Source organism: Pseudomonas sp. lyk4-TYG-107 (assembly GCF_030209055.1).
GTDB lineage: Bacteria > Pseudomonadota > Gammaproteobacteria > Pseudomonadales > Pseudomonadaceae > Aquipseudomonas > Aquipseudomonas putida_A.
Genome location: NZ_JARVST010000019.1, coordinates 347,703 through 370,334, shown reverse-complemented (window position 1 = coordinate 370,334; position 22,632 = coordinate 347,703). Strand labels below are relative to the sequence as shown.

Below are 22,632 nucleotides of genomic sequence, written 5' to 3'. Positions count from 1 at the left end.
TGCGCTTTTGCCTCGCGTCGTTCAAGCGCGGGCAGTGATTGGGGAGGAGAGCGGCGGGGTGTTGTCCGAGCACTCGATGTGCAGCTGGCCGTGGCTCATGATCCATTGGATCAGGTCGGCGGTCGGAATCGAATGCACGTACTCGACCCATTGCGAATCGCCGGGGCCGTACTGCTCGAAATAGCGGCGCAGGACGATTCGGCTTTGATCATCTGACAGGCCCAGGCAGAACTCCTGGAACAACAGCGGCGTATCCTGCTCGGGCGCGCTGGTGCGCTGGCTGAGAATCAACGGATAGCGGGCGTCGTGGCCCTCGGCGGTATAACGGTTGTGCAATGCGCTCATTGAAAGCCCCCCGGTTGTCGATGGCGTGCAGGGTGCCTGAGGGGTTTTGCCGCAGAATGTCCGCTTGATGTCCGGGACGACGGAATGTTGCTCGATTGAAATATATGACCCGCCCGCCAGAATAGTTTTAGATGCGTTCTTTTTTTGGCCTGAGGATCCTGTGCCCGTGAGCAGACTGCTGATCGTCGACGATGACGTGGAAATTCTTGCCCTGCTGAAGAAGTTCTTCGTCCAGCACGCCTACGAGGTCGATGTTGCCGCCGACGGCGCAGCGATGTGGGCGGCGATTGCCCAGCAGCGCCCGGACACGATCATTCTCGACCTGATGCTGCCCGGCGAAGGTGGCCTGAGCCTGTGCCAGAAAGTGCGCGCGCAGATGGGCATTCCGATCATCATGCTGACCGCCATGGGCGAGTTGAGCGACCGGATTGTCGGCCTCGAACTGGGCGCCGATGACTACGTCACCAAACCGTTCGCCCCGCGTGAATTGCTGGCGCGCCTGCGCGCGGTGCAGCGTCGCGCCGGTGAGCAGGTCAGTCCTGCGAGTGAACCTTCGCGACCGGTGATCGCCTTCGCCGGTTGGCATCTGGACATCACCTGTCGCGAGTTGCGCTCCCCGGAAAACGTGATGATTCCGCTGTCCGGCGGCGAGTTCGATCTGCTGGTGGTGTTTCTCGAACACCCGCAGCGCATTCTTACCCGCGAACAATTGATCGACCTGTCTCGTGGTCAGGGCCACGACGCCTTTGATCGCAGCATCGACGTGCAGGTCAGCCGCCTGCGGCGCAAGATCGAGCCGAACAGCAAACGCCCGGACCTGATCCGCACCGTGCGCAACGGCGGTTATATGTTCACCGCCAAGGTCACTCGTTCATGATCCATCGATTCCTGCGCCGTGATCCGCTGAGTCGGCGGATCGCGCTGACGATTGTCGCGGCCATGCTGGCTTCGCTGGCACTCAATTTCCTATTCGTGGAGGTTGCGGGGACCTGGGCGCGGCCACCGATTGAACGTACCGGTTTGCTGGAGCAGATTGCCGCGACCGTCAAAGTGATCGAGGCTGCACCAGCGCCTTTACGCCCGAAACTGGCGCACGCGGCAACCGGCCCGACGCAGGAGGTGACCTGGAGTGCGCAACGCGACGAACTTGGATTGCCAGCGGGTGGTACGCAGCTCATCGCCAACAAGACGTCGGGGTTGCATCAGTTGTTGGGCGATGAGCGAGACATTCGGGTGTTCAATCCCGCTGACTGGCCGAGCGGCAGTCCGCTGGCACGCTATGCGGCGCTGATTCAACTGCCGGATGCCAGTTGGCTGTTGTTCTCTTCGCCCGAGCGCTCCTGGGGCCTGGACATCGGCACGCGCATCGCGATCATCATCGTCCTCGGCCTGATCGCCACCGTGCTGGTGGCCTGGCTGGCCACGCAGCAATTGGCCAAGCCACTGCAACGCTTTGCCAGCGCCGCCCGGCGTTTTGGCGGTGATCTGCGTGCGCCGCCGATCAAAGTCGAAGGCCCGGACGAGATCCGCCAGGCGATCATCGCCTTCAACACCATGCAGGCGCAGATTCAGCACTACATCAGCGAACGCACGCACATGCTCGCGTCGATTTCCCACGACTTGCGCGCACCGCTGACCCGTATGCGCCTGCGCAGCGAGTTCATGGAGGACTTTGATCATCAGGGCAAACTGATCCGCGACATCGAAGAAATGCAGTCGATGATCAACGCGGCACTGGCGTTCTTTCGGGAAGATACTCAGCCGGAGCAAAGCACCGCCTTCGACCTGTCGGAACTGTTGCAGACGATCATCGACGACTACCGCGACCAGAACATCGCCATCGATTTTCATGGCCCGGCGCATCTGGTTTATGAGGGCCGCCCGTTGGGGATCAAGCGGGTGGTCGTCAACCTGCTGGAAAACGCCGAGAAGTACGCGCAGCAGCCGGCCATTACCTTGAGCAGCGATGGCTACAGCGTGTGCATCGACGTCAGTGACAACGGGCCGGGGATTCCCGAAGCGTCGTTGCAGCGGGTGTTCGACCCGTTTTTCCGCCTGGAAACCTCGCGCAACCGGGAAACCGGTGGTGTCGGGCTCGGGCTGTCGGCGGCGCGGGCCATCGTGCGCGAGCAGGGCGGGGAACTGACATTGAGCAATCGCAGCAGCGGTGGTTTGCTGGCGCGGGTTGAGTTGCCTTTGTAATACTTTGAAACATTTGCGAGCGGCCGGCGGTCAACAGGACACATTCACTGCAAGAAGCGTCCATGAAAACCCCACGGCCCTCCGCACGTCTTGAACCGCTGTCACAACTGCGCAATCTGAAAATGGCTCGCTCCGCCCACGCCTATGTCCGTGGCAGTACGGTGCAGTTTTATGAGTGGCTGCACAGCCAACCGGGCCGCAACTTACCGAAGGGGCCGGCGGTGTGGATCTGCGGCGATTGTCACGCCGGCAATCTCGGGCCGACCGGCGATCTGAAGGGGCGCATCGACATTCACATCCGCGACCTCGACCAAACCGTTATCGGCAACCCCGCGCATGATCTGGTGCGTCTGGCGCTTTCCTTGGCCACCGCCGCCCGAGGTTCGGACCTGCCCGGCGTCGCCACCGCGCGCATGCTTGAAGAGATGATGCGCGGCTATGAACAAGCATTCGAAGACGACGTCGACAAAGAGCCGCCAAGACCCGCGCAAGTCAAGGCCGGCATGCGCAGCGCGGTGCAGCGCACCTGGAAGCATCTGGCCCAGGAGCGCATCGAGAGCACCAAACCAACTATTCCGCTGGGCAAGCATTTCTGGTCGCTGTCACGGGAAGAGCGCAGCGCGCTGAAATCGCTTTGCGCAACGCCTGACGTCCATACGCTGGTGACGTCCCTGAAGGGGCGCTCAAAGGACGACCGGGTGAAAATGCTCGACTCGGCCTATTGGGTCAAAGGCTGCAGTTCGCTGGGGCTCAAGCGTTATGCGGTGTTGCTGGGGGTGGGCGAGGGCGATGATCAGGAATATTGCCTGCTGGATATCAAAGAGGCAGTTGCTGCCGCCGCACCCCGGGTCGCCCGCGCCGCGATGCCGCGCGACAACGGTAAACGTGTGGTCGAAGGTGCGCGGTTTCTCTCCCCGGGCCTGGGCAATCGGATGATCGCCACCCGCGTGCTCGATCATGGCTTCTTCATCCGCGAACTGCTGCCTCAAGACATGAAACTGGAACTGGATCAGTTGAGCCAGACCGACGCGATGCTCGCCGCCGGCTATCTGGCCCGCGTCGTGGGGCTGGCCCATGCCCGGCAGATGGACATGAGTACCCGCGCCGAATGGATGCGTGAATTGCAGACGTGTCGCTCGAAAACGCTGGATGCGCCGTCGTGGCTGTGGACCAGTGTCGTGCAGTTGGTGGGCAGCCATGAGAAAGGCTATCTGGAACATTGCCGGCGCTATGCGCTGGAGCACTGATTCGTGTGAGTGAAACAGTTGTCGGTTGCCGATATGAAATTTGTTCTGTAGATTTTCATGAAATTATAAGAAATAAATTTCATGAGGCGCCGAATGTTTCAGCAATCCCAACAGCATGTCGCCAGTTATTACGCCCACAGTTGCGCCGATATTCTCAGCACACGACCGGCACTGGAAGGTGCGCACGACACCGACGTGGTGATCATCGGTGCCGGTTTCAGTGGGCTGCACACCGCATTGCGTCTGGCTTTGGCCGGCAAGCGCGTCACCGTACTCGAAGCCAGTCGCGTGGCTTGGGCCGCGTCCGGGCGTAATGGCGGACAGGCGATTCTGGGCTGGTCGTGCGACATGCCGCCGCTGGAGGCTGCGCTTGGATATGAGCGCGCCCGGCGTCTATGGGACGGCATGCGTTGGGCCGCACAGGAGCTGCGTGAATTGCCCGGGCGGCATGGCTTCGATTGCGACTATCGCCCGGGCCATTTGTGGACGTCGGTGATGCCGCGTCGAGTCAGCCTGCTGACTGAGTGGCAACACGAAGCCAGTCACAAGTGGGGCCACGACGGTCTGCAGTTCATTCCTCGTGAAGACTTGCCGCAATGGGTCGCCAGTGATCGTTATCGGGCCGGCCTCTTTGACGCCGAAGGCGCACACCTCAATCCGCTGAAACTCGCGCTGGGGCTTGCCGCCGCCATCGAACGCGCCGGCGGGCATATCTACGAACAAAGCAAAGCGCTTAGCTATCAGCAGGAGGGCAACGGTTACCGGGTCCATACCGAGCGCGGTTCGGTGAAGGCCGACGTGCTGGTGCTGGCCTGCAATGCCTATCTCGATGAGCTCGACCCGCAACTCTCCAGCTGCATCCTGCCGGTCGGCACCTATCAAGTCGCCACCGCACCGCTGACGCCGGAGCAAGCCACCGCGCTGCTGCCGAGCAACGTCTGTGTGACCGACAACCAGTTCGTCCTCGATTACTTCCGTCGCACGCCGGACAACCGCTTGCTGTTCGGGGGCGGCTGCACCTATCTGGGCGGTATGCCCAAGGACATTGCGGCGGCAACTCGGCCGTTTCTCGAACGCGTGTTTCCGCAGCTCAAGGGCGTCGAGCTGCAATTCGCTTGGGGCGGGCATATCGACCTGACGATCAAACGCACGCCTGACATTGGCCGCGAGGGCGATCGCTATTGGCTGCAAGGCTACTCGGGCCACGGCGTGCTGCCGACACTGGCCGCCGCCCGCGCGGTGTCCGACGCGATTCTCGGCGAGGCGGATGAATTGGCGTTGTACCAGGGCCTGAGCAATGGCCGTTTCCCCGGCGGCAAGCACTTCGCCGCACCGCTGGAAGCCATCGGCAAGGCCTGGTATCGCCTGCGCGACAGCATTTGATGAGATTTTGACCATGAACAAGCAAGAAGAAATCGCTGCGCTGGCGATCCTGATCCACGACCTGCGCAAGCACAAGAAATACACCCTCAAAGAGCTGGCCGACAAAATCGGCCGTTCGGTGGGTTTTCTCTCGCAAGTCGAACGCGGCTTGTCGCGCCCGACCGTGGCCGACCTCACCGCGATCAGTGAAACCCTCGGTGTGCCGACCACCTATTTCTACAGCCTGCCCAAAGCCAAACAAGTGCCGTGGGTCACCCGTCCGGACGAACGACGCACGCTGTATTACGCCAACGGCATCACCGACATTCTGGTGTCGCCGCAGATGCGTGCCTCGTTCTCCATGCTCGAAAGTCATCTGGAACCGGGCGCGAGCAGTGGCGACCGGCACATGAGCGACAGCTCGGAGCAGGGCGGCTATGTGCTCGAAGGCGAACTGACCTTGTGGCTGGGCAACGACGACGAGCCGGTCACCTTGAGGGCCGGCGACAGTTTTCAATTCGACAGTCACACCCATTGTCGCTACGGCAACCTCACCGGGCAGCTCACCCGTGTGCTCTGGGTCTACACCTGATAACAACAAAGGATGAACACGATGGACGCTGTCTGCTCTGACCTGCTCGCCGAAGTGCGCGCGTTTCGCCAACGTTACCCCGAGGTGCGTTATGTCGACCTGATTTCCCTGGACATTCCGGGGCACTTTTACGGCAAGCGCTATCCGGTGGACATGCTCGAAAAAGTCGCGGCGGGCAGCGCACTGAAGCTGCCGCAGAACTGCGTGCTGCTCGGCGTGCAGGGCGGTCTGTTCAAGATTGGCGATTACTGTTTCAACGACGGCGACCCTGACGCTGTGCGCCGGTTGGTCCCGGGAACGCTCAAGCCCGTGACCTGGGAAGCGCAGCCGCTGGGGCAGATGCTGATTACCTCCGACGGCACCGCCAAACCCATCGAGTTCGAACCCCGTGAAGTGCTGGCGAAGGTACTGGATCGATTGGCGGGCAAAGGCATTCACCCGGTGGTGGCCTTCGAACTGGAGTTCTATCTGTTCGACAAAAAACTTCGCGACGGCCTGCCACAATTCCCTCGCGACGAGCTGACCGACGACGCCGATGATCAGCCGAACATGCACATCGAGCGTCTGTCGCGCTTCGCCCCAGTGCTCGACGAAATGGTGGAAGCAACGCGAGCTCAGGGCATCGACGCCACGGTGATCACCGCCGAACTGGGACCGGGGCAGTTCGAAATCAATTTCGGCCATATGGACGACGGCTTGCGCGCTGCGGACTGGGCGGCGCTGTTCTGTCGCAGCACCCGTGGAGTCGCGCTCAAGCACGGCTATCGCGCCAGTTTCATGGCCAAGCCGTACGTGCAGCATCCGGGCAGCGGCATGCATGTGCATGTCAGCCTGTATGACGCGGCTGGCAACAACCTGCTGGCCGCCAATCACCAGCAAGCACTGCGCCACGCGGTGGCCGGCTGCCTGGATCTGCTGCCGCACAGCATGCCGATTTTCGCGCCGAACCAGAACGCCATGCGCCGCCTGAGCGGCACGGTGAACACCGCGACCAAGGCGAGCTGGGGTTACGAGGATCGTGACGCTTGCCTGCGCATTCCTGAATCGGACACGAAAAACCTGCGCATCGAATACCGTCTGGCCGGCGCCGACGCCAATCCGTATCTGGTGCTGGCGGCAATTCTGGTGGGCCTGGAACATGGTCTGGCATCAGGCAAGGAACCGATCCCGCCACTCAACGACGATCGCAACAGCGGCATCGATTTCCCGACGGAAATCCTCGACGCGGTGCGCGCCTTGCAGCATCAGCCACAACTGCGTGCGGGACTGGGCGCCGAGTTTGTCGACGTGTATTGCGAGAATAAACGTCAGGATCACCTGGCATTCATGCAGGAGATCAGTGCGCGGGAGTATCGCTGGTATTTGTGATCACTGGTTCAGCACACCACATGAATCGGGTGCAGGGGCCGCGATGACCGGATGGAGTTCAGTACCGGTGAATTCCATCGCTCATCAAAATTGAAGAGCGTGCCAAGAGGTATTTTGAACACGGGGCGTGAGGATGGCGGAAGAACGGCTTCGAATGACGTTTGGAGATAATCCAACGCCATCCCGTGTAATGTCTGCGCTGAGTTGGAAATAGTTGACGTTGGCTGGCAGCTATCGGCCAAAAGCAGGCGCTCGGGAGTGGCGTCTCGCGGCCAACAGTGGACACTCAATCAGTTGATGAGGAAATTACTTGGAAGTCCAAACCGTCTAGCACTCGATCTTGCCGCGTCCTTACCCATCGATCTCGCCGTTACGAATGGCCATCCTGATGGCTTGTGCTGTCGTTGTCACGCCCAGACGTCGGCGTGCTGAGCGCAGGTGATTTTCAACTGTACGCTCCGACAAACCGAGAGTCGCTGCAATATCCGCTTGCCGTCTTCCGGCAGCCGTCCATTCCATGACTTCGCGCTCTCGCGGGGAAAGGGTTCTTAACGCTTCGTCCAATGGCGCCTCAAGCAACCGCCGAGCCGCGAAAAAAGCGGCCGTCGCAACCAGGCTGAGTCCCAAGCGCACCCGCGCGCTCCCATCCACCGGCTCCCCCCCCAAGCTCATTGCGCCCTCAAGCCCCTGTGGGCCAAAAACTGGCACCTGCAACCCCTGAATTCCTGGTCCACCTGGAGAACGAATCATCCGGTAACGCTCTTCTCCCTTGACCTGCTTTTTCTGCCAGAAGAAGGATTGCCGAGCATTCAAAAGGTGACGAGTCACCGGACAATGTCGAACGTAAGTCTCGGCATCCACCGCTTGACCGTTATCGAACCAATCGCCTTCGACCCAGTAGATATGCTCAACCACTTCCTCACTTGCCGTCGATGCAGAAAACAGCACGAATCGATCATAACCGTAGGGTGTGGCGAAACCCCTGACGGATTTCTTGATTGATTCAAGCGTGCGCGCCGTCTCTATCTCCAGAGCAGCGCGCATCGCTGTTTCGGCCGGCCCGTCGCTCACTCCGATGCAACCTCTTTCAACAATGCTTCAGCTGCCAACTTGCCCAGATTGTTGCCTGCCAATGGGCTGTCGCCGGTCAGCAACTTGCGGTCTTGGAGCGTCGCACCTGAAATATCCTGATTGATGATCTCAACTCCCAAGGATTTCAACTGCTCACCAAATTTCCACGTCAGATGCCCAGGCATATACCCTATGTCGGGCGTCTTTGCGTCGAGACTGTCTGGAAATGCGCAGATCTTGTAGCCGTTGAATATGTAGGAATTCCTAGACTCACCAATGCCCGCCGCGAGCATTGCTGCTGGGCCGTGACATAAGGAAATCACAAATTTGTCGTTGGTGATTGCCCAATGCAAAGCCGCTTTCACGTCGGTACTCTCCGGCAATCCAATCAGCGCGCCGTGCCCGCCAGGTATGAAAACGCCGATGTAATCCGAATCCTGCCCCAGCGCCTTCTCAACCACTTCGCACAGCTTCAAAGGTTTTTTGAACTGCTCACGGTATTTGGCGTAGAAATCCTTTACCTCGGTATCTTCGCTAGGCATGGCCCAGAACTCGAATTTCACTGGATTGCCTGACAGGGTCGCAACGTCGAACGCGAAACCGGCTTTGTCGAGGTGATACATGGGCAACAACGTCTCGACTGGGTGATTACCGGTGGAAAACATTGTTCCGTTGTCGGTCAGTAAGTAGCGCTCATCGGCGCCAATCAGCAAAATCTTCCAGCGGCCACCTCGGTAGGGATTAGCGTAATCCGCATCACTCAGATCAGATTTTGGCGAGGTAAATTGGCTAAGCGAGTATGGGGAGGGAAAAAAGGCATTGTCCTCCGCCTGATCCGGAGTGGGGCGCTTGTCGTCACTCTGCAAGGTAGTCATGGGTTTTCTCCTACGAATGGGCCGATTGCCGAGGTTCATGCTAGTAGCGTGACGTAGGCCCAACAATGAGGGTTTTCCCTTAAAGAAATGTTCCTCACACATGCAGCGCGCCGATCGTCTGCTTCCGGCCAAAAGCGGTCAGTGACAATATTCGCAAAGGCTACCGCTCAGCTTCCCGAAGACCGATCTCGACTATTCGTTAGGTACAGCACCATCGCTGCACGAGCCGCATCTTTGATTACCTTCAGCCTCAACCAAGATGATATTCGCGCCTTTATCAGCTAGGTGATACGCCAGCGAAGCGCCCACGATGCCGGCACTAATGACAACGACTCGTTTGTCCAGAGCATTTCCCATATCAACCTTCATTCTGTCGACCTGAAGGCGGTGTCAGTGTCTGCCTCTGGTCGGTTTCTGCTTGTCGTAACGGGCAGCCGTTGTCGTCCAGAAAGCAGATGTAGATTTGTCTGAAGTGGCGAAATAGCTTCCAAAATCATCGTGTTAAAGCGCCGCCTGAAATGGCAGCAAGATAAGCGCGTAAGTGTTGTTGGCACTTGAGGGTACCGAAAATTCGTTCAGCGACTACGGCAAGCGTCATCAACGACTATAGTCATTGGTGAGCCAGAGCGAATCTGACCATTCCCCTGCCAACCTGGCCTAATCCAATTCCGCGATTACACGGCGGATCTTCTTGTGTTCCTTGATGCGGAACGTGAACGTTTCGCTGCCGAAATCACTCAGGCTCAGGCTGAGATCGAGGCAGCGTTGTCTTTTTTTGAACCCCTTGATGGTGGATGGAGTTATCCCGCCGGGCACGTCGCATCCCACTGAGCACGTCCCAACCACCCATCTATCAAGGTTCAAGCAATGAATACTTTAGAGTTCGATGATGCACAAAAAACCAATGGCGACCTGGTTCAGGGTCCGCTGCCGGCCGGCACTGTCGCGCCCGACTTCACTCTTCACGCAACCCCTGATCAACAGTTGTCGCTGCGTGAGCTAAAGGGAAATCCCGTGATATTGGCGTTTTATCCCGCTGACTGGACTTCGGTGTGTGGTGACCAACTGACCTTGTACAACCAGTTGCTACCCACATTCAGAGAATACGGTGCGGCGCTACTGGGTATCTCGGTTGACAGCGCCTGGTGTCATCAGGCCTTTGCCAAAGATCGGAATTTTCACTTCAGCCTGCTGGCCGATTTCGAGCCCAAAGGGGCGGTGGCACGACAGTATGGAGCGTACGAGTCCCAGCTCGGAGTTTGTAAGAGGGCACTGTTCGTGATTGACAAGGAGGGGGTGGTCGCCTGGAGCTACATCTCACCAATGGCAATCAACCCTGGGGCGGACGGCATTCTGGATGCGCTGGATGCTCTGGCGAATTCACCACAAAGCACGCCAACCAAAAATTAACAGGTGATTACATGGCCACTCTCAAAGTCCCGGTAAGTGCCAACGACCATCGCCAGGGAAGTGCGCATGCCAAGGTCACCTTGGTCGAATTTGGCGACTATGAATGTCCCTATTGCGGTGAAGCTTATTGGATGGTCAAGAATCTGCAACAGCATTTTCGCGATGACTTGCTGTTTGTGTTCCGTAACTTCCCTCTGACCACCGCTCACCCCCATGCATTGGGTGCAGCGGTCACCGCTGAGTATGCCGGGAGTCGAGGATTCTTCTGGGAGGCCCACGACGAATTGTACGAAAATCAGGATCGATTGGGCCTGCCGCTGTATCGCGCCATTGTTCTAAAACACGGCCTTTCCAGGGAGGAATTCGATCTTGCAATGCAAGAGGATACTTACATTCCCAAAATACAAGCCGATTTCAATGGCGGTGTACGCAGCGGCGTGAATGGCACCCCAGCGTTTTACATTGACGGGCTTCGCTATGACGGAGTTCCAGAGTTCATCGGGATGAGTCAGATGATTGAGCTTTTGTTAGTGCGTGGACGAAATCGCTAGAGAACCAAATCGGCTTGGCATCACCCACATCGGAGCCGAGGAAAAACCAACGTTAGCTTCCTTTTACATTAAAGAGGTGGACACGGAGCCGGCAACTAATGAAATCTTTGAAGTATTATGAAGAAAATCGACACGCCACATGGTTGGAGTTGTTTTTTGACCTGACTTTCGTTGTTACGATAGGCCAGGTTACGCACACTCTCGGACATGTTCATGAAGGCCACTTTGAACATAAGCAACTATGGACATTCTTACTGCTTTTTGTACCGTTGTGGTGGATCTGGTCCAGTCACACGATTTACTCCAACAGGTTTGATACAGACAGCAATCTTCACCGTTTGGCAACATTATTCATAATGCTCCTGCTCATTGTGCTGTCGGCACGGATCGGGGAAGACCTGGAAGTGAACTACCCGCTTATTATTGCTTGCTATTTTGGTATACGTGCGATCATCAGTGTTATGTATATTTCGTCCATTAGTAAACTCGATTCTCGCGGCGAACTTTCCTCAAGGCTCGGCTTCGCCCTATTAGTTAGCGCAGTTATTAGCCTTTCATCCGTTATTTTTGACCCGCCCTTGCGTTACCTTGTTGCTTATATTGGGATTGTTCTTGATATTCTGTTTCCTGTATTTTTCTGGACTAAATTAAAACCGTTGCCAGCACACACAGAGCACTTGGTTGAGCGCATAGGCCTACTCACCCTAATCTTATTGGGGGAGTCAATTATTAGCCTTTCCGGAGGCTTATCTAACATTCAATGGGGTTATTACAATGTGATGGCGGCCATCACCGGATTCATCATGATTTGCAGTATCTGGTGGATCTATTTTGATAGTTTTTACTTATTGAACAAACATCAAAGCAGTATGAGTGGGCACGCCTTGATCTACTCGCACCTTTTTCTTTTTATGGGGCTGGCACTCCTGGCAAATTTGATCAGGCATGCGATCCTGAATGACATTGCGATGCGCGATTTCCAGATTATGTCGATCACCGGCATGGTCTTGTTTTTCCTGGGGAAGCAATATGGCTATTTCATAGCTGTGAGTCGAATAAGGAAATACATACTGCAAAACACCTTGATCGTGTTTTCTTTAGGTGGGTTAGTTATATTTCTACCGCGTGTCGAGTACATATTGGTCGGCTTGACAGTCACCATGATCTGTTATGTTCTCCTGAATTTCAGATATCGTTGAGTCTTTATTATCAGGCCACAGCTCGGGAAAAGTGATCAAGCGGCTGGTCTGCGGCTTGCACGTTGCCCACTACGTCATTCTCAGTGTCCGAGCGACATGCGACGCTACCCTTGGTCTCTTTGGGTTTGTAATCCTGGTGTCGTCGACCATAGTTAATTACCGGATGCCCCTTTTAGCTATTGCGACCAGATAGCACCAGCCGCATCGTAACAACAGGAGCCACGTCATGGTCAAAGTAGCGTTGTTCGTTCGTCTGGAAGCAAAACCTGGGAAAGAGAAAGAGGTGGAGCGCTTTCTCTTGAGCGGCCTTCCTTTAGTGGAGGAGGAGCCAGCCACTACAGCCTGGTTTGGAATCCGCTTGGGGCCGTCTACCTTTGGCATCTTTGACGCATTCCCGGATGAAGCGGGCCGGCAGGCTCATCTTTCGGGCAAGGTCGCGGCGGCGCTTATGGCAAACGCTGCCGAGCTGTTTGCCGAACCGCCATCAATCGAGAAGGTTGACGTCCTTGCGGCCAAGCTGCCCGGTTAAGCAAATCCAACAGGAAGTTCCATTCAGTTCGGGGAGGCTCACGATGGCTTCGTCAAGTGAGCATCTGTCGGCGTAGCAGTGACCGATCCTCAATGCGCTGCCGGACGCGGCTGCACTCCGAACTGCGCAACGATGTGCGTACCCAATTCCTCAATAACCTCCGCCGCAGGGCGCTTGCCATATTTGAGATTGAGAATGACGTGGTCCACGCCGATTTCCTCAAGCGACTCCAGCAAAAACCGTAGATGGTAACGTCCAAGTTTGAACCCCAAATGGATACGTGTGGGTGGCGTGGACGGATTCTCATCGAGATCGATGTACAGCGACTGAGTAAAGGGCTTGTACACAGAGCCACATTGCCTGGTGACCTCAAGCCGCCAATCTTCCACGACCAGCCGCTGCATATTCGGTATGCGTGGATAGTTGATCCATCCGTTGCTCTCACGCGCGATCCAATCCAGTGACTGGCGACTGTTGCCGGTCACCAGCATTGGAATGAATTGGGTGGTGGGTTTCGGAATCAGGTCTGCGCCGTGCATTTCGCCAGTGCTCCAGTGGATGGGCTCAAAGCTGGTGCTGTGGGCTTGCCGAATCACTTCGTAGTGTTCTCGAAAGATTTCTCCACGCCTTTCGGGATCGACACCAAAAGCCGAAAACTCCACCGGCCGATCTCCCGAAGCCACCCCCAGAATCAAGCGACCTGTGCTCAACTGATCGACGCTGGCTGACGCCTTGGCCGTGTGCAGGGGATGGTGCAAAGGGATGGCAATGGAAGCGGTGCCAAGCGCAATCTCCGAGGTATGAGCAGCCATATAGCCCAGGTACACCCAGGGGTCGAAGACTTGGCCGACATCGCCGAAGCCAGGGTCGCGAAGCGGCACGTCGCGAAACCAGAGCGCGCAGAAGCCCAGCGCCTCGGCTTGTTTAGCCAGTGTGACCTGGTTGAGCATGCTCGGAGTGTCCCCGTCGAACGCCTCCATGGGAAAGAATAATCCAAGGCTCAAATGCCCCTGAGTGAAGGTTCGGCTAAACCCTAGATGCTGCTGGTAAGGAATCGTGCTCGGCCGATACATACGGATTGACCTCATGGCAGAACGTGAACAGCGCCCCCGTTTCCAGAGGTGCTGCGGCATCGGTCGCTTTTGAACGACAGGTGGGGGACTGGGTCTGGCTTTTACCCGTTGCGCCGTACTGCTGGTCGTGTGGACCGGATTCAGGGGGCAGTTGCTGGCGATAGGCGCGGGTCGGTCCGGGTGGGTGTTAAGTGGACGGTCAAAGGAAGTCAGATCTCTCGGCTCTATACCACCAGATGGGCAAGGTGTTCGAGGAATCATTCTATAAGCGTAGGCGGTTTTGCAGCTCTCCGCCATATTCTTACAATCGAGCCGCTGGCGTGCGAAAGTCGCGTATCGAAGGCAGTTATCGGTTGTGGATTCAACCGGTCGACGCAACAGATTGGCTAAATCGTTCTGCCGGTGTTTCGTAGTCTAGCGTTTTCCGAGGGCGGCTATTTAGCTGCCTTGCCACTTCATTGAGCGTGGCTTGCGAGTGCTCCGCAAGGTCGGTTCCTTTCGGGAAGTACTGCCTTAACAACCCGTTGGTGTTCTCATTTGATCCTCGTTGCCAAGGACGATGAGGATCGCAGAAGTAGACTTTGATGTCGGTAGCCACCGTAAAGCGTTTATGGTCAGCCATCTCTTTACCGCGATCCCAGGTCAGCGATTTGTAGAGTTCTTGGGGCAAGTTACGGGCGTTTTCAATTAGGGCGCTGATGACCGTCTCGCTATCCTTACCGTCCAATTTCACTAGCATTACGTAGCGGGTATGTCGCTCAACAAGAGTGGCAATTTGGCTGTTCCTGCTACCGCACAGCAGGTCGCCTTCCCAGTGACCTGGCACCGCCCGATCCTTAGCCGCGGCCGGGCGTTCACGGATCGATACAGCATCAGTGATTCGTCCGTGATTTTCTTTTTTCTGAGTGTGATGACGCGAGCGACGCATGGCCCGCGTGCGCCGTAAATGCTCAAGCAACTCCTTCTTCAGAGCCCCGCGAGCCTGTATGAAGAGCGTGCGATAGATCGTCTCGTGTGACACCTGATAGCTCGTATCGTCCGGGTACGTGCGCTTCAACCAACCGGCAATTTGTTCCGGTGACCACTGCAATTGAAGCTTGTCTGCAACAATTTGCGCCACCGTTCGGTTCTCAACAAGTTTGCAGACCTTGGGTCGATGGGCGCGATCCCAGGCAGCCTGATCAGCTTGATTAGCCCGGTAGCATCCTTGGCCACCGTTGCGTCTGATCTCACGGCTGATCGTAGAGGCTGCTCGCCCTAGCAACGCAGCCATGGAACGGATCGAGTTACCTGCCACCACGGCACGCGAAATCTCTTCACGCTCAGCCAACGTCAGCGCCAATCTGGATCTGCGGCGTACAGCGGGTCTGATACCGCCTGTTTCCGCCAAGATGCGCTGTATCGATGAATGGTTTCGATCAAATAGTTGGGCGATGTGCTGGAGAGAGTCGCCTTTCTGCCAGTGATCCCACATCAGTTTTTTCTGGCTTTCGGTGTAATAGATCCGAGGTCTCTGCTTCATCTGCAACACTCCTTCTGCTTACACAGAATTTAGTCGTGTTGCGTCGACCGGTTGAATCCACAGCCAGAAGGGGTCATTCAAAGGATGTTTGTCAGTCTCTAACTATTATTTCTGCACACTTTTTTTGCTTTATGGAGGTGCACCAAATAATTCATATGCGCTCCTTTTTGATGCTGTTGCAGCCACATCTCCACAATTAAAGGCTCCGTTGGTCGTGATTTATTTGCCAAAATGGTGCATAAAAAATAGTTTGACAGCGCAGTTTGGTTGAACATTAATTATCAGGGCGCTCAACTGGAATGTGAAACACACTCTGCTACGGTTCGTGTTTAAGGGTTGCTACTTCGTATTGAGCAGTTGTCGTCTCACGCTCTTCCCCCAAAATTGTAGATTTGACAGGGTAGCTCTCGCGGACGACTGTGATTTCGTATTTGTTCTGCTTGCCATATCTCTAGTGATCTCTTCCGAGAGTTTCCATGTTGGACCAATCCGCTTCTCGGATTGGAAGCTTCTGAAAGTAAGCGTGTTAATCACCCATCAAATACGTAGAGGCTAGCAAGAATGGAATCTCAAACGTACGAAGTTGTCATCGGCAATGAACGAAACCTGGATAAGCCAATAGTTGCTCTGACCAACTGTGAGGTTGCTTTTTCAAGCAAGGAAGAACTGGATCTATGCATTGTCGCGGTAATGGAGTCTGATGAGCGATTGGGTGCTCGACCGGTTGAGGCCGTTTTCTACGATTGGCAGCTTGCGACTGTGGTAAGGGGGTTGACCATGTTTTTCGGCGTAAGATGGTATGATCGAGAGTATTTCGAAAAGAATCGAGATATATACAAGAATAGAATGCACGGCCACCTCTTTTCTAAGTTTGGTGTGAGCGCAGAAAGCTTTAAAGTCAATCATTTTGTAGCAGGCTGATTCGTGTGAAGGGGTCGCCATGGCAGGGAGCTATAGCGGCCCCCATACGAAGAAGGAAATTATGAATTGAGTACATTCCGAACGTATCTATACCTGGAGTTATTGCTCTGGATCTACCTCGGATGTTGGAACACAACGCTGCCTCTGATTATTGTACAGCGGGGCAGCCTGTTTGAACTGGCTGTCTACGAAACAGCACTCGCATTCGCAGCGATAATTTCAATGTTGTGCTTTGCACCACGCGTTGAGTCGATGCGCCGTAGTACTGCTCTTAAGGCAGGTTGTATTGTAATCTTGTTTGCCAGTGCATTGCGGTACCTATTTGCCTCTAACTGGTATTCGCTTGACGCCCTGATTCTCATCGACGTTATTGCTGTAGCAGCATTTGGAGTGGTCCAGCCTCTTTTTGGCATCTATCCTGCTGAAACTGTTGATAAACATCAAACGAGTGCTGCATTTCGCATTCGGCGTATCGTTGTTACCGTGGGTAGGGTTGCGGGGCCTTTGTTAGCGGGCATTGTAATTGCGGTGTATTCATTGGACATCTCGCTACTTTTTTCTTCAATACTGGGACTGGTAGCCGTAGTAATAGCAATGGCTCTACCGATAAGTGAAGCCCCCACAAAGCCGAGATCAACATCACATCGTATTAATGAAATATTTCTTGGGCTTAAACTTAAATGCATTCTTCCGCCAGAACAATTTTTGACCTGTTCTGGGCTGCTACTTGGTTTGACCGTCACGGCGATCGTGCCGATGCTGGTTCCAACACTTACACATACTCGCAATCTTGCGGAAGGCAGTGCAGGCCTGTTGAATGCTGTCTTCGCGAGTGGAGCTATTGCAGGCTTGTTAATTTTGAGCCCAATTATTGCTAAAAGACAAAATCAGCGCAAAAAGTATCTTGGATGTTGGTCGTTGCTGACTTTTTCACTTTGCGCGACGACGCAAAGCGACGAAGTTTGGCTATTGATTCCTTGGCTATTTTTCGCGGGGGCGGCCAGTGCTTGTATTACCTTGATCGGAATGGATAAAAGAGTTATGTCTATACCTTCGGGTGCACGCGTAAGATTGATGGCGTCCACGTTGGTTATTAGTCAGTTGGGAAGCTCGGTTTCATTCGTGATAACTGGCGCAATCATGTCTAAATTCGGCACGGCGAGTCTGGTATGGCTGTATCTGGGAGTGTTTGCAGTTATCGTTTTATACTCCATGCGTTCAAAAGAGGTATGGCAATTCCTGGAGAATGATGCTGAGGTGGAGCTGTATTATCAAAATAAACATCCCAAGCTCGCGGCAGTTATGGCTACATGATATAGGCTTCAGGTAAATGGAAGGGTTTATTGTAAAATATCAAGGGATTGTGGTTGCTCGTGTGCGTCATACAAACATGACCTTACCGTGATAGGCGCTCCATCGAGTAAAGGGCGTATTGCAGGTCTAGGACAGCTCTTGTAGGGATGGGGGTGTCGACTAGGCGTCGGGCACCTCATATAGGTTGGAAGAGAGGCAGATACTACACAGATGCCAATACGTCCGCTTCTGGCCCAGAGTGTGTAAAAACGCTTGATCCCCTCTCGGTCTTCAAGGCTGACCCTGCTCTCGCGAAACGCGGGGTCGAAGTTATCTGATTTGGAACAGGCGGGAGATCGCGGTTATGGCCTTGTCTCCGTCAGTTTCATAGAGACCGAACAGGCGCGTTTGGTCGCTCAGACGATGAAGCCGAAAATGGTTATAGAACGCTTGGCCTAAGCGCTGATTATCGAATACACCGCGTTCCCAAAGAGTTAAAAACTCTTGATACGCAGCGCGCTCAATTTCCAGTCTCGGCATGCTTTCCATGTACACATCCATTTATGTCAGCGATGACCGAATCCTACTGACGCAGGACAGATGCGGCAATGCGTGTTTGGGGGCGATTTTTAATCATCCGAGCTGGCTTTGGAGTTTTTACACACTCTGGACAGGTTCCTGCCCTTCGTGACAGGCAGCAAACGACACAAAGGAGACGGTTTCCATGTGGGCTGTGGGCATGGTTTCAGCTCCAATGTGAGCAATAAGGCTAGTACGCAGGCCCTGAAAATGTGGTGTCCATCGTGTGTCGGTCGTAATCCAGCAGGTATGTATGATGGAGACGATACAGCTGTAAAAGCAGATTTTTGTTGGGGCCGACCACATCCATACCTCTGTCGTCGTAGGGGAAAACCATGACATGTTTCTTCAAATTGAAGAGGTACAAAATGCAGTTGGGTTTAGGCTGAATTGCGGAAAAGTCCCTAGCCAAGGCACACCAAAGAAATGTTTGAAGCAGGGTGGCGGGTGCTTCAAAGGCGATGTTGATCCAATACTCCGGCTCTTTTTCGCAAAACCATTCCTCCGGATCTATTTCCTCACTCCAGACTGAGCATTCCGTGGGTATGTTAATGTCTGCAGATCGAAGAGCGCGAATCAGGGGCCGATGAGCAAATCGGTTGATGCCAGAATGAACGCGCAGACAAGCAACAAGCGTCGCGTCATCAAGGAAGATATCGCTGCAGATCTTTGCTGATTTTCGTAGTGCTGTTAGAAATTGCTCAATCACTCCGCCAGTTTCAGAGAGCTCAAAACGCAGACCTCCTGGATAGGTATAGAAAAGTGGCCTGGCAAATGCTTTACCCTCGAAGATCCTTTCAATTTCAACTTGTAGATTCACTTGATCCCTTCATGGCTAATAGCCCGACTCCATAGCTTGGGCGGTGCAGACGGATATTACTGTATACGTTAGATCTGAGCTAAACCGCGATCGTCCTTTATTGGCCGATTGCTGTCTGTGCCTACGGGCAGCTTCCGGTCGGAAGACGACACTCGCGAGTGACCGCTTTCCCATAGCGGCCCTGCGCGAATGGCAGATAAAGAGGAATGTCTGTCGCTCTCGCTTAGCCCAACCTCATGCCAGCGCATCATCCTGATGTGACAGCGGCTGCACCGCCAGGTGTGGCGTTTCGCCGAAGAACTCGATCAGCAGTTCAGTGAGCACACGAATTTTGCGCGCAGGGTGCGGACCCGGCGGGCGGAGGATGTAGGCACCGGCCGGAGGGGGAGGATGGTTTGTCATGATCGGCACCAGCGCGCCGGATGCCACGTGTTCATGGGTGAGGCAGTCGGGCAGGTAGGCGACACCCAGGCCTGCGGTCGCGGCGGCGACCAGGGCGATGCCGTTGTCGGCTTTGAAGCGGCCTTGCGGACGAACCGTGATGACTTTGTCGCCATCCATGAATTGCCAGGCTTCGGTGCCCTGCATGAGCGCCTGATGGGCAATCAGTTCATCCGGCGTCTGGGGTTCTCCATGCGCGTTGATGTAGGCGGGGCTCGCGACGAGCTTGGCGTAGACCGGGCCAATCCGTCTGGCGATCAGATTGGAGTCCTGCATATAGCCCACCCGGATGGCGCAATCGTAGCCCTCGGCAATGAGGTCAACGAAGCGATCGCTGTAACAGGTCTGGATGTGCAGCTGCGGATGCCGACGCGCCATTTCTGCCAGCATCGGGGCGAAGTGACTCTGGCCGAACGACAGCGGCACGGCCACGCGCAAGCGGCCGCGGAGGGCGCCGGCGGGCAGGATCGTTTCCTTGGCGATGTCGATCTCGGTGCAAACCCTGGCGGCGTAGTCCCGGAACGTCGCACCGGCCTCGGTAAGCGCCGCCCCGCGAGTGGAGCGTGCCAGCAATTGCACACCCAATTCGGTTTCAAGCCGAGCCAGGCGGCGGCTGACGATCGATTTCGACACGCCAAGACGCAGAGCCGCCTGCGAAATGCCCCCGGCATCAGCCACTTCCACGAAGGTCTGCAGTTCTTCGATATCCACGCTTGCGTTCCTCTTTTCGCGACACAGCACGTCGCGCAATGCTACTACTGCGTCGAACATGGGAACAGCACAATGGATTTTCCGGGCATGGCGTCATTCGCACGTGTCTCGGAACCCATCACCCGCACAGGCTCCGGCCTGATTCACAAACGTGCGTCACCCATGAAAAGGATTTGCCAATGGCAAGCGAGACTCTCCGCAACCCCCATACCGATCAGCTACTGACCCCGGAAAACTCGGCGTTGATCATCATCGATTATCAGCCGGTTCAGGTTTCTTCGATCCGCTCGATGCCGCGTGATGAACTCGTCTTCAACATAACCAGCGTCGCGAAGGCGGCGGTCAACTACAACCTTCCGATCATCCACTCGACAGTCAATGTCGCGACCGGCCGCAACAAGCCGCCGATCCAGGAGCTGCAACAGGTGCTCGGCCATCTTCCGACCTACGACCGCACATCGATCAACAGTTGGGAGGACACGCAATTCAAGCAGGCAGTCAAGGCGCTCGGGCGCAAAAAGCTGATCATGACTGCACTCTGGACCGAAGCGTGCCTGACATTCCCGGTGCTCGACGCGATCCAGGAAGGTTATGACGTTTATGTGCCGGTCGATGCGGTCGGCGGCACATCGCTCGCCGCGCACGAGGCGGCGTTGCGCAGAATGGAACAGGCGGGGGCGAAGCTCATCAGCCGGGTGCAAATGTACTGCGAACTACAGCGCGACTGGGCGCGAGAAGTAACCGTACCGGGCTTTCTGGGCGTATTCGAGAACTTCGACGGGTTCAACGCTGAAAAAGCGCTGGAAGAAGCGGACAACAAGGCTTGATTAGCGGGCAGTGGATGAAGGTGTCGCTCGCGAAAGCGGGCGGCACCTTTATTTTTTTCCTGCTGCAAACGACTGCTTTTGCGCAGGGCCCTGCCGCCGATTCAGTACCCTGAATGCGTCATGACTCTGTCAGATATCAACATGTGAATACTGGACAGTCGTGTCGCTTACTCATGAATCAGGAAGAGGCTTCACCAAAACCAATACGGCAGAAACTTCGGTGTGGGTTCGATCATGAGTTCCAGGTGGTAGGTGATCGGGTTGAAGAAAAATATATCCAGTATCAGAAATGCCGCTACGCCAAACGACAGCGTCATGAACTCGCGATAGGGATGCTCGGCGAAGTACTGGTGTTTGCCATGGTAGAAGCTCAGCAGCGCAGATAATCCCAAGGTTACGCCCAGGTAGTTGGGCTGTAACGGAACATCGGCGAAGTTGTTGTAGACCAGCACCGCCACCAGCATCCCCAACCCCAGCATGGGCAACTTCAGGCAGAAGTTCAGCAGGCCGTTTTTGGCGCGGATCAAGGCGGCTTCCTTGCTGACGAAGAGGTAAGCGGCCAGCAGCGAAATGGCCGGGGTGATTGCGAGGATGTAGCGCGCTTTCTTCGAGCTGGGGATTGTAAACAGCACCAGCAGCACCAACAGCCACCCGGTCAGATACAGCAGCAGGTCGATGTCTTTATCGCGGGTCGAGCGGAAGAACAGTTTGTACTTCTTGAGAATTACATTAATGGCGTAAAACACCGTGATGCCGTAGGTAAACAGGCCTGCGGAGAAGTAGAAGTAGTAGCGTGGCGCGTGGTCGGAACCGAAGCGTCCGATGCCCTGCATGTTCAGCACTTCGTCGAGGAACGCTTGCCCCCCTTGCAAGTAGGCGGCCCATGCCAGCAGCGCAACCCCAACAGTCAGAATCACGCCCGAGAGCAATGAAAACAGCAGCAACATGCGCCACTGCCGGCTTAGCAAGTAATAAGCGCCAATGACAGTCGCAGGCCCGATCAAGCCAATTGGCCCCCGAAAGGCGAAACCCAGTGCCAACCCGAGGTACAGCAATGCAAGGCGACGCGGGTCCTTTTTTATATCGGCCGCATAGGCAAAGTAGAAGCACATCACCGTTAACAGCGCCGGATAGATATCCAGTGCCAGCGAGTTGACGCCGTCAAGAAAAGCCCAGGTGAGCAGGCTGAAAAGAACGCCATACGCGCCCCATTTTTTGCTGTGCAGCGCGCCCAGCCGATAAATGAATACCAGCATCAGCGAGGCGGCCACGCAGGACGGAAAACCCATGGAAAGAACGGACACCCGGCCGAACGGCAAGGAAACCAGATAGACCAACAGGGTATTGATAACCGTATAGTCGGGATAAGGCTTGAGGTCGTCGGCAATCGGGAACAGTGTGATGCCGTGCAGCAACATGTACTCGGCAAAGTCGACAAAGCGTGTTGTGTAGTTGAGGACCGCGGGTTTGTACTGCAATGCCATGAACACGGCCAGTGTCATGAAAAAAATGCTCAGGCATGGATTTCTCGTAATCAACCCCGTCAACATTCCAGCCCGCGAAGTGCGCCCTACAACAAGCGGGGCATCATATCGATCCATCGTTAACCCTTTGGTGACGTTGTTCTTTTGACCGCAATCCTGACAGTCCGGTGACGCCTGCATTGAACATGTGTGTAGCGCGAGATTGACGTT

The 22,632-nt window shown here is 55.5% G+C and carries 22 protein-coding genes and 1 pseudogene; 13 read left to right on the top strand and 10 right to left on the bottom strand.

Features of this window, described 5'->3' with window-relative positions:
* Nucleotides 1-21: 21 nt before the first annotated feature.
* Nucleotides 22-345 (bottom strand): hypothetical protein, encoded by a 324-nt coding sequence (locus QRN61_RS17000; RefSeq protein ID WP_097089845.1) that lies wholly within the window; start codon nucleotides 343-345, stop codon nucleotides 22-24.
* Nucleotides 346-511: 166 nt separating this feature from the next.
* Here QRN61_RS17000 and QRN61_RS16995 point away from each other — a divergent pair, with 166 nt between their 5' ends.
* From QRN61_RS16995 to QRN61_RS16970, 6 genes are all read left to right on the top strand, one after another.
* Complete coding sequence (locus QRN61_RS16995; RefSeq protein ID WP_285374291.1) at nucleotides 512-1,222, top strand: response regulator; 711 nt, start codon at nucleotides 512-514, stop codon at nucleotides 1,220-1,222.
* Nucleotides 1,219-2,547, top strand: a complete 1,329-nt coding sequence (locus QRN61_RS16990) for an ATP-binding protein (protein ID WP_285374290.1) — start codon at nucleotides 1,219-1,221, stop codon at nucleotides 2,545-2,547. The genes QRN61_RS16995 and QRN61_RS16990 overlap by 4 nt, the downstream gene beginning before the upstream one ends.
* 62 nt (nucleotides 2,548-2,609) lie before the next feature.
* Nucleotides 2,610-3,794, top strand: coding sequence for a DUF2252 family protein (locus tag QRN61_RS16985; RefSeq protein ID WP_285374289.1), 1,185 nt, complete (start codon nucleotides 2,610-2,612; stop codon nucleotides 3,792-3,794).
* 93 nt (nucleotides 3,795-3,887) lie between these two features.
* Nucleotides 3,888-5,177 (top strand): NAD(P)/FAD-dependent oxidoreductase, encoded by a 1,290-nt coding sequence (locus tag QRN61_RS16980; protein ID WP_285374288.1) that lies wholly within the window; start codon nucleotides 3,888-3,890, stop codon nucleotides 5,175-5,177.
* Between the two features lie 13 nt (nucleotides 5,178-5,190).
* Nucleotides 5,191-5,748 carry a helix-turn-helix domain-containing protein gene (locus QRN61_RS16975; protein ID WP_027614278.1) on the top strand — a complete coding sequence of 186 codons (558 nt, stop codon included), beginning with the start codon at nucleotides 5,191-5,193 and terminating at the stop codon, nucleotides 5,746-5,748.
* A gap of 21 nt (nucleotides 5,749-5,769) precedes the next feature.
* Nucleotides 5,770-7,116 carry a glutamine synthetase family protein gene (locus QRN61_RS16970; RefSeq protein WP_285374287.1) on the top strand — a complete coding sequence of 449 codons (1,347 nt, stop codon included), beginning with the start codon at nucleotides 5,770-5,772 and terminating at the stop codon, nucleotides 7,114-7,116.
* A gap of 351 nt (nucleotides 7,117-7,467) precedes the next feature.
* Here the strand turns inward: QRN61_RS16970 and QRN61_RS16965 are convergent, their stop codons facing one another.
* The 3 genes and pseudogenes from QRN61_RS16965 to QRN61_RS16955 form a co-directional block, all read right to left on the bottom strand.
* The gene (locus QRN61_RS16965) at nucleotides 7,468-8,160 is read right to left on the bottom strand and encodes a PA1136 family autoinducer-binding transcriptional regulator (protein WP_247267462.1); all 693 of its coding nucleotides are present in this window, start codon (nucleotides 8,158-8,160) and stop codon (nucleotides 7,468-7,470) included.
* A 23-nt stretch (nucleotides 8,161-8,183) separates the two neighbouring features.
* Nucleotides 8,184-9,062 carry a glyoxalase III HchA gene (hchA, locus tag QRN61_RS16960; protein ID WP_285374286.1) on the bottom strand — a complete coding sequence of 293 codons (879 nt, stop codon included), beginning with the start codon at nucleotides 9,060-9,062 and terminating at the stop codon, nucleotides 8,184-8,186.
* Between the two features lie 243 nt (nucleotides 9,063-9,305).
* Nucleotides 9,306-9,419, bottom strand: a pseudogene (locus QRN61_RS16955) (FAD-dependent oxidoreductase); the annotation flags it as partial.
* A gap of 510 nt (nucleotides 9,420-9,929) precedes the next feature.
* Here QRN61_RS16955 and QRN61_RS16945 point away from each other — a divergent pair.
* From QRN61_RS16945 to QRN61_RS16930, 4 genes are all read left to right on the top strand, one after another.
* Nucleotides 9,930-10,472: a redoxin domain-containing protein gene (locus QRN61_RS16945; RefSeq protein ID WP_285374285.1), complete on the top strand. Its 543-nt coding sequence runs from the start codon at nucleotides 9,930-9,932 to the stop codon at nucleotides 10,470-10,472.
* A gap of 11 nt (nucleotides 10,473-10,483) precedes the next feature.
* Complete coding sequence (locus tag QRN61_RS16940) at nucleotides 10,484-11,023, top strand: DsbA family protein (RefSeq protein WP_070086726.1); 540 nt, start codon at nucleotides 10,484-10,486, stop codon at nucleotides 11,021-11,023.
* Between the two features lie 98 nt (nucleotides 11,024-11,121).
* Nucleotides 11,122-12,222, top strand: coding sequence for a low temperature requirement protein A (locus QRN61_RS16935; RefSeq protein ID WP_096795982.1), 1,101 nt, complete (start codon nucleotides 11,122-11,124; stop codon nucleotides 12,220-12,222).
* 226 nt (nucleotides 12,223-12,448) lie between these two features.
* Complete coding sequence (locus tag QRN61_RS16930) at nucleotides 12,449-12,751, top strand: putative quinol monooxygenase (protein ID WP_025569629.1); 303 nt, start codon at nucleotides 12,449-12,451, stop codon at nucleotides 12,749-12,751.
* Between the two features lie 89 nt (nucleotides 12,752-12,840).
* On the opposite strand, the gene QRN61_RS16925 is transcribed toward QRN61_RS16930, so the two are convergent.
* Both QRN61_RS16925 and QRN61_RS16920 read right to left on the bottom strand, forming a co-directional pair.
* Nucleotides 12,841-13,824: an LLM class oxidoreductase gene (locus QRN61_RS16925; RefSeq protein ID WP_096795983.1), complete on the bottom strand. Its 984-nt coding sequence runs from the start codon at nucleotides 13,822-13,824 to the stop codon at nucleotides 12,841-12,843.
* A 361-nt stretch (nucleotides 13,825-14,185) separates the two neighbouring features.
* The gene (locus QRN61_RS16920) at nucleotides 14,186-15,346 is read right to left on the bottom strand and encodes an IS30 family transposase (RefSeq protein ID WP_096795984.1); all 1,161 of its coding nucleotides are present in this window, start codon (nucleotides 15,344-15,346) and stop codon (nucleotides 14,186-14,188) included.
* A gap of 561 nt (nucleotides 15,347-15,907) precedes the next feature.
* Here QRN61_RS16920 and QRN61_RS16915 point away from each other — a divergent pair.
* Both QRN61_RS16915 and QRN61_RS16910 read left to right on the top strand, forming a co-directional pair.
* Nucleotides 15,908-16,267 carry a hypothetical protein gene (locus QRN61_RS16915; RefSeq protein WP_027611746.1) on the top strand — a complete coding sequence of 120 codons (360 nt, stop codon included), beginning with the start codon at nucleotides 15,908-15,910 and terminating at the stop codon, nucleotides 16,265-16,267.
* A gap of 66 nt (nucleotides 16,268-16,333) precedes the next feature.
* Nucleotides 16,334-17,581, top strand: a complete 1,248-nt coding sequence (locus QRN61_RS16910) for an MFS transporter (RefSeq protein ID WP_027611747.1) — start codon at nucleotides 16,334-16,336, stop codon at nucleotides 17,579-17,581.
* A gap of 309 nt (nucleotides 17,582-17,890) precedes the next feature.
* On the opposite strand, the gene QRN61_RS16905 is transcribed toward QRN61_RS16910, so the two are convergent.
* The 3 genes from QRN61_RS16905 to QRN61_RS16895 all read right to left on the bottom strand — a co-directional run bounded on the left by QRN61_RS16905 (nucleotide 17,891) and on the right by QRN61_RS16895 (nucleotide 20,111).
* Nucleotides 17,891-18,109 (bottom strand): hypothetical protein, encoded by a 219-nt coding sequence (locus tag QRN61_RS16905; protein WP_027611748.1) that lies wholly within the window; start codon nucleotides 18,107-18,109, stop codon nucleotides 17,891-17,893.
* A gap of 220 nt (nucleotides 18,110-18,329) precedes the next feature.
* Entirely contained in the window at nucleotides 18,330-18,959 is a 630-nt protein-coding gene (locus tag QRN61_RS16900; protein WP_027611749.1) for a DUF3885 domain-containing protein, read from the bottom strand.
* Between the two features lie 234 nt (nucleotides 18,960-19,193).
* The gene (locus tag QRN61_RS16895; protein WP_027611750.1) at nucleotides 19,194-20,111 is read right to left on the bottom strand and encodes a LysR family transcriptional regulator; all 918 of its coding nucleotides are present in this window, start codon (nucleotides 20,109-20,111) and stop codon (nucleotides 19,194-19,196) included.
* Nucleotides 20,112-20,290: 179 nt separating this feature from the next.
* Between QRN61_RS16895 and QRN61_RS16890 the strand changes: the two genes are divergently transcribed.
* Complete coding sequence (locus tag QRN61_RS16890) at nucleotides 20,291-20,938, top strand: hydrolase (protein WP_027611751.1); 648 nt, start codon at nucleotides 20,291-20,293, stop codon at nucleotides 20,936-20,938.
* Between the two features lie 191 nt (nucleotides 20,939-21,129).
* Here QRN61_RS16890 and QRN61_RS16885 read toward each other — a convergent pair whose 3' ends face one another.
* Nucleotides 21,130-22,440 carry an ArnT family glycosyltransferase gene (locus QRN61_RS16885; protein WP_285374284.1) on the bottom strand — a complete coding sequence of 437 codons (1,311 nt, stop codon included), beginning with the start codon at nucleotides 22,438-22,440 and terminating at the stop codon, nucleotides 21,130-21,132.
* Nucleotides 22,441-22,632: the final 192 nt, after the last annotated feature.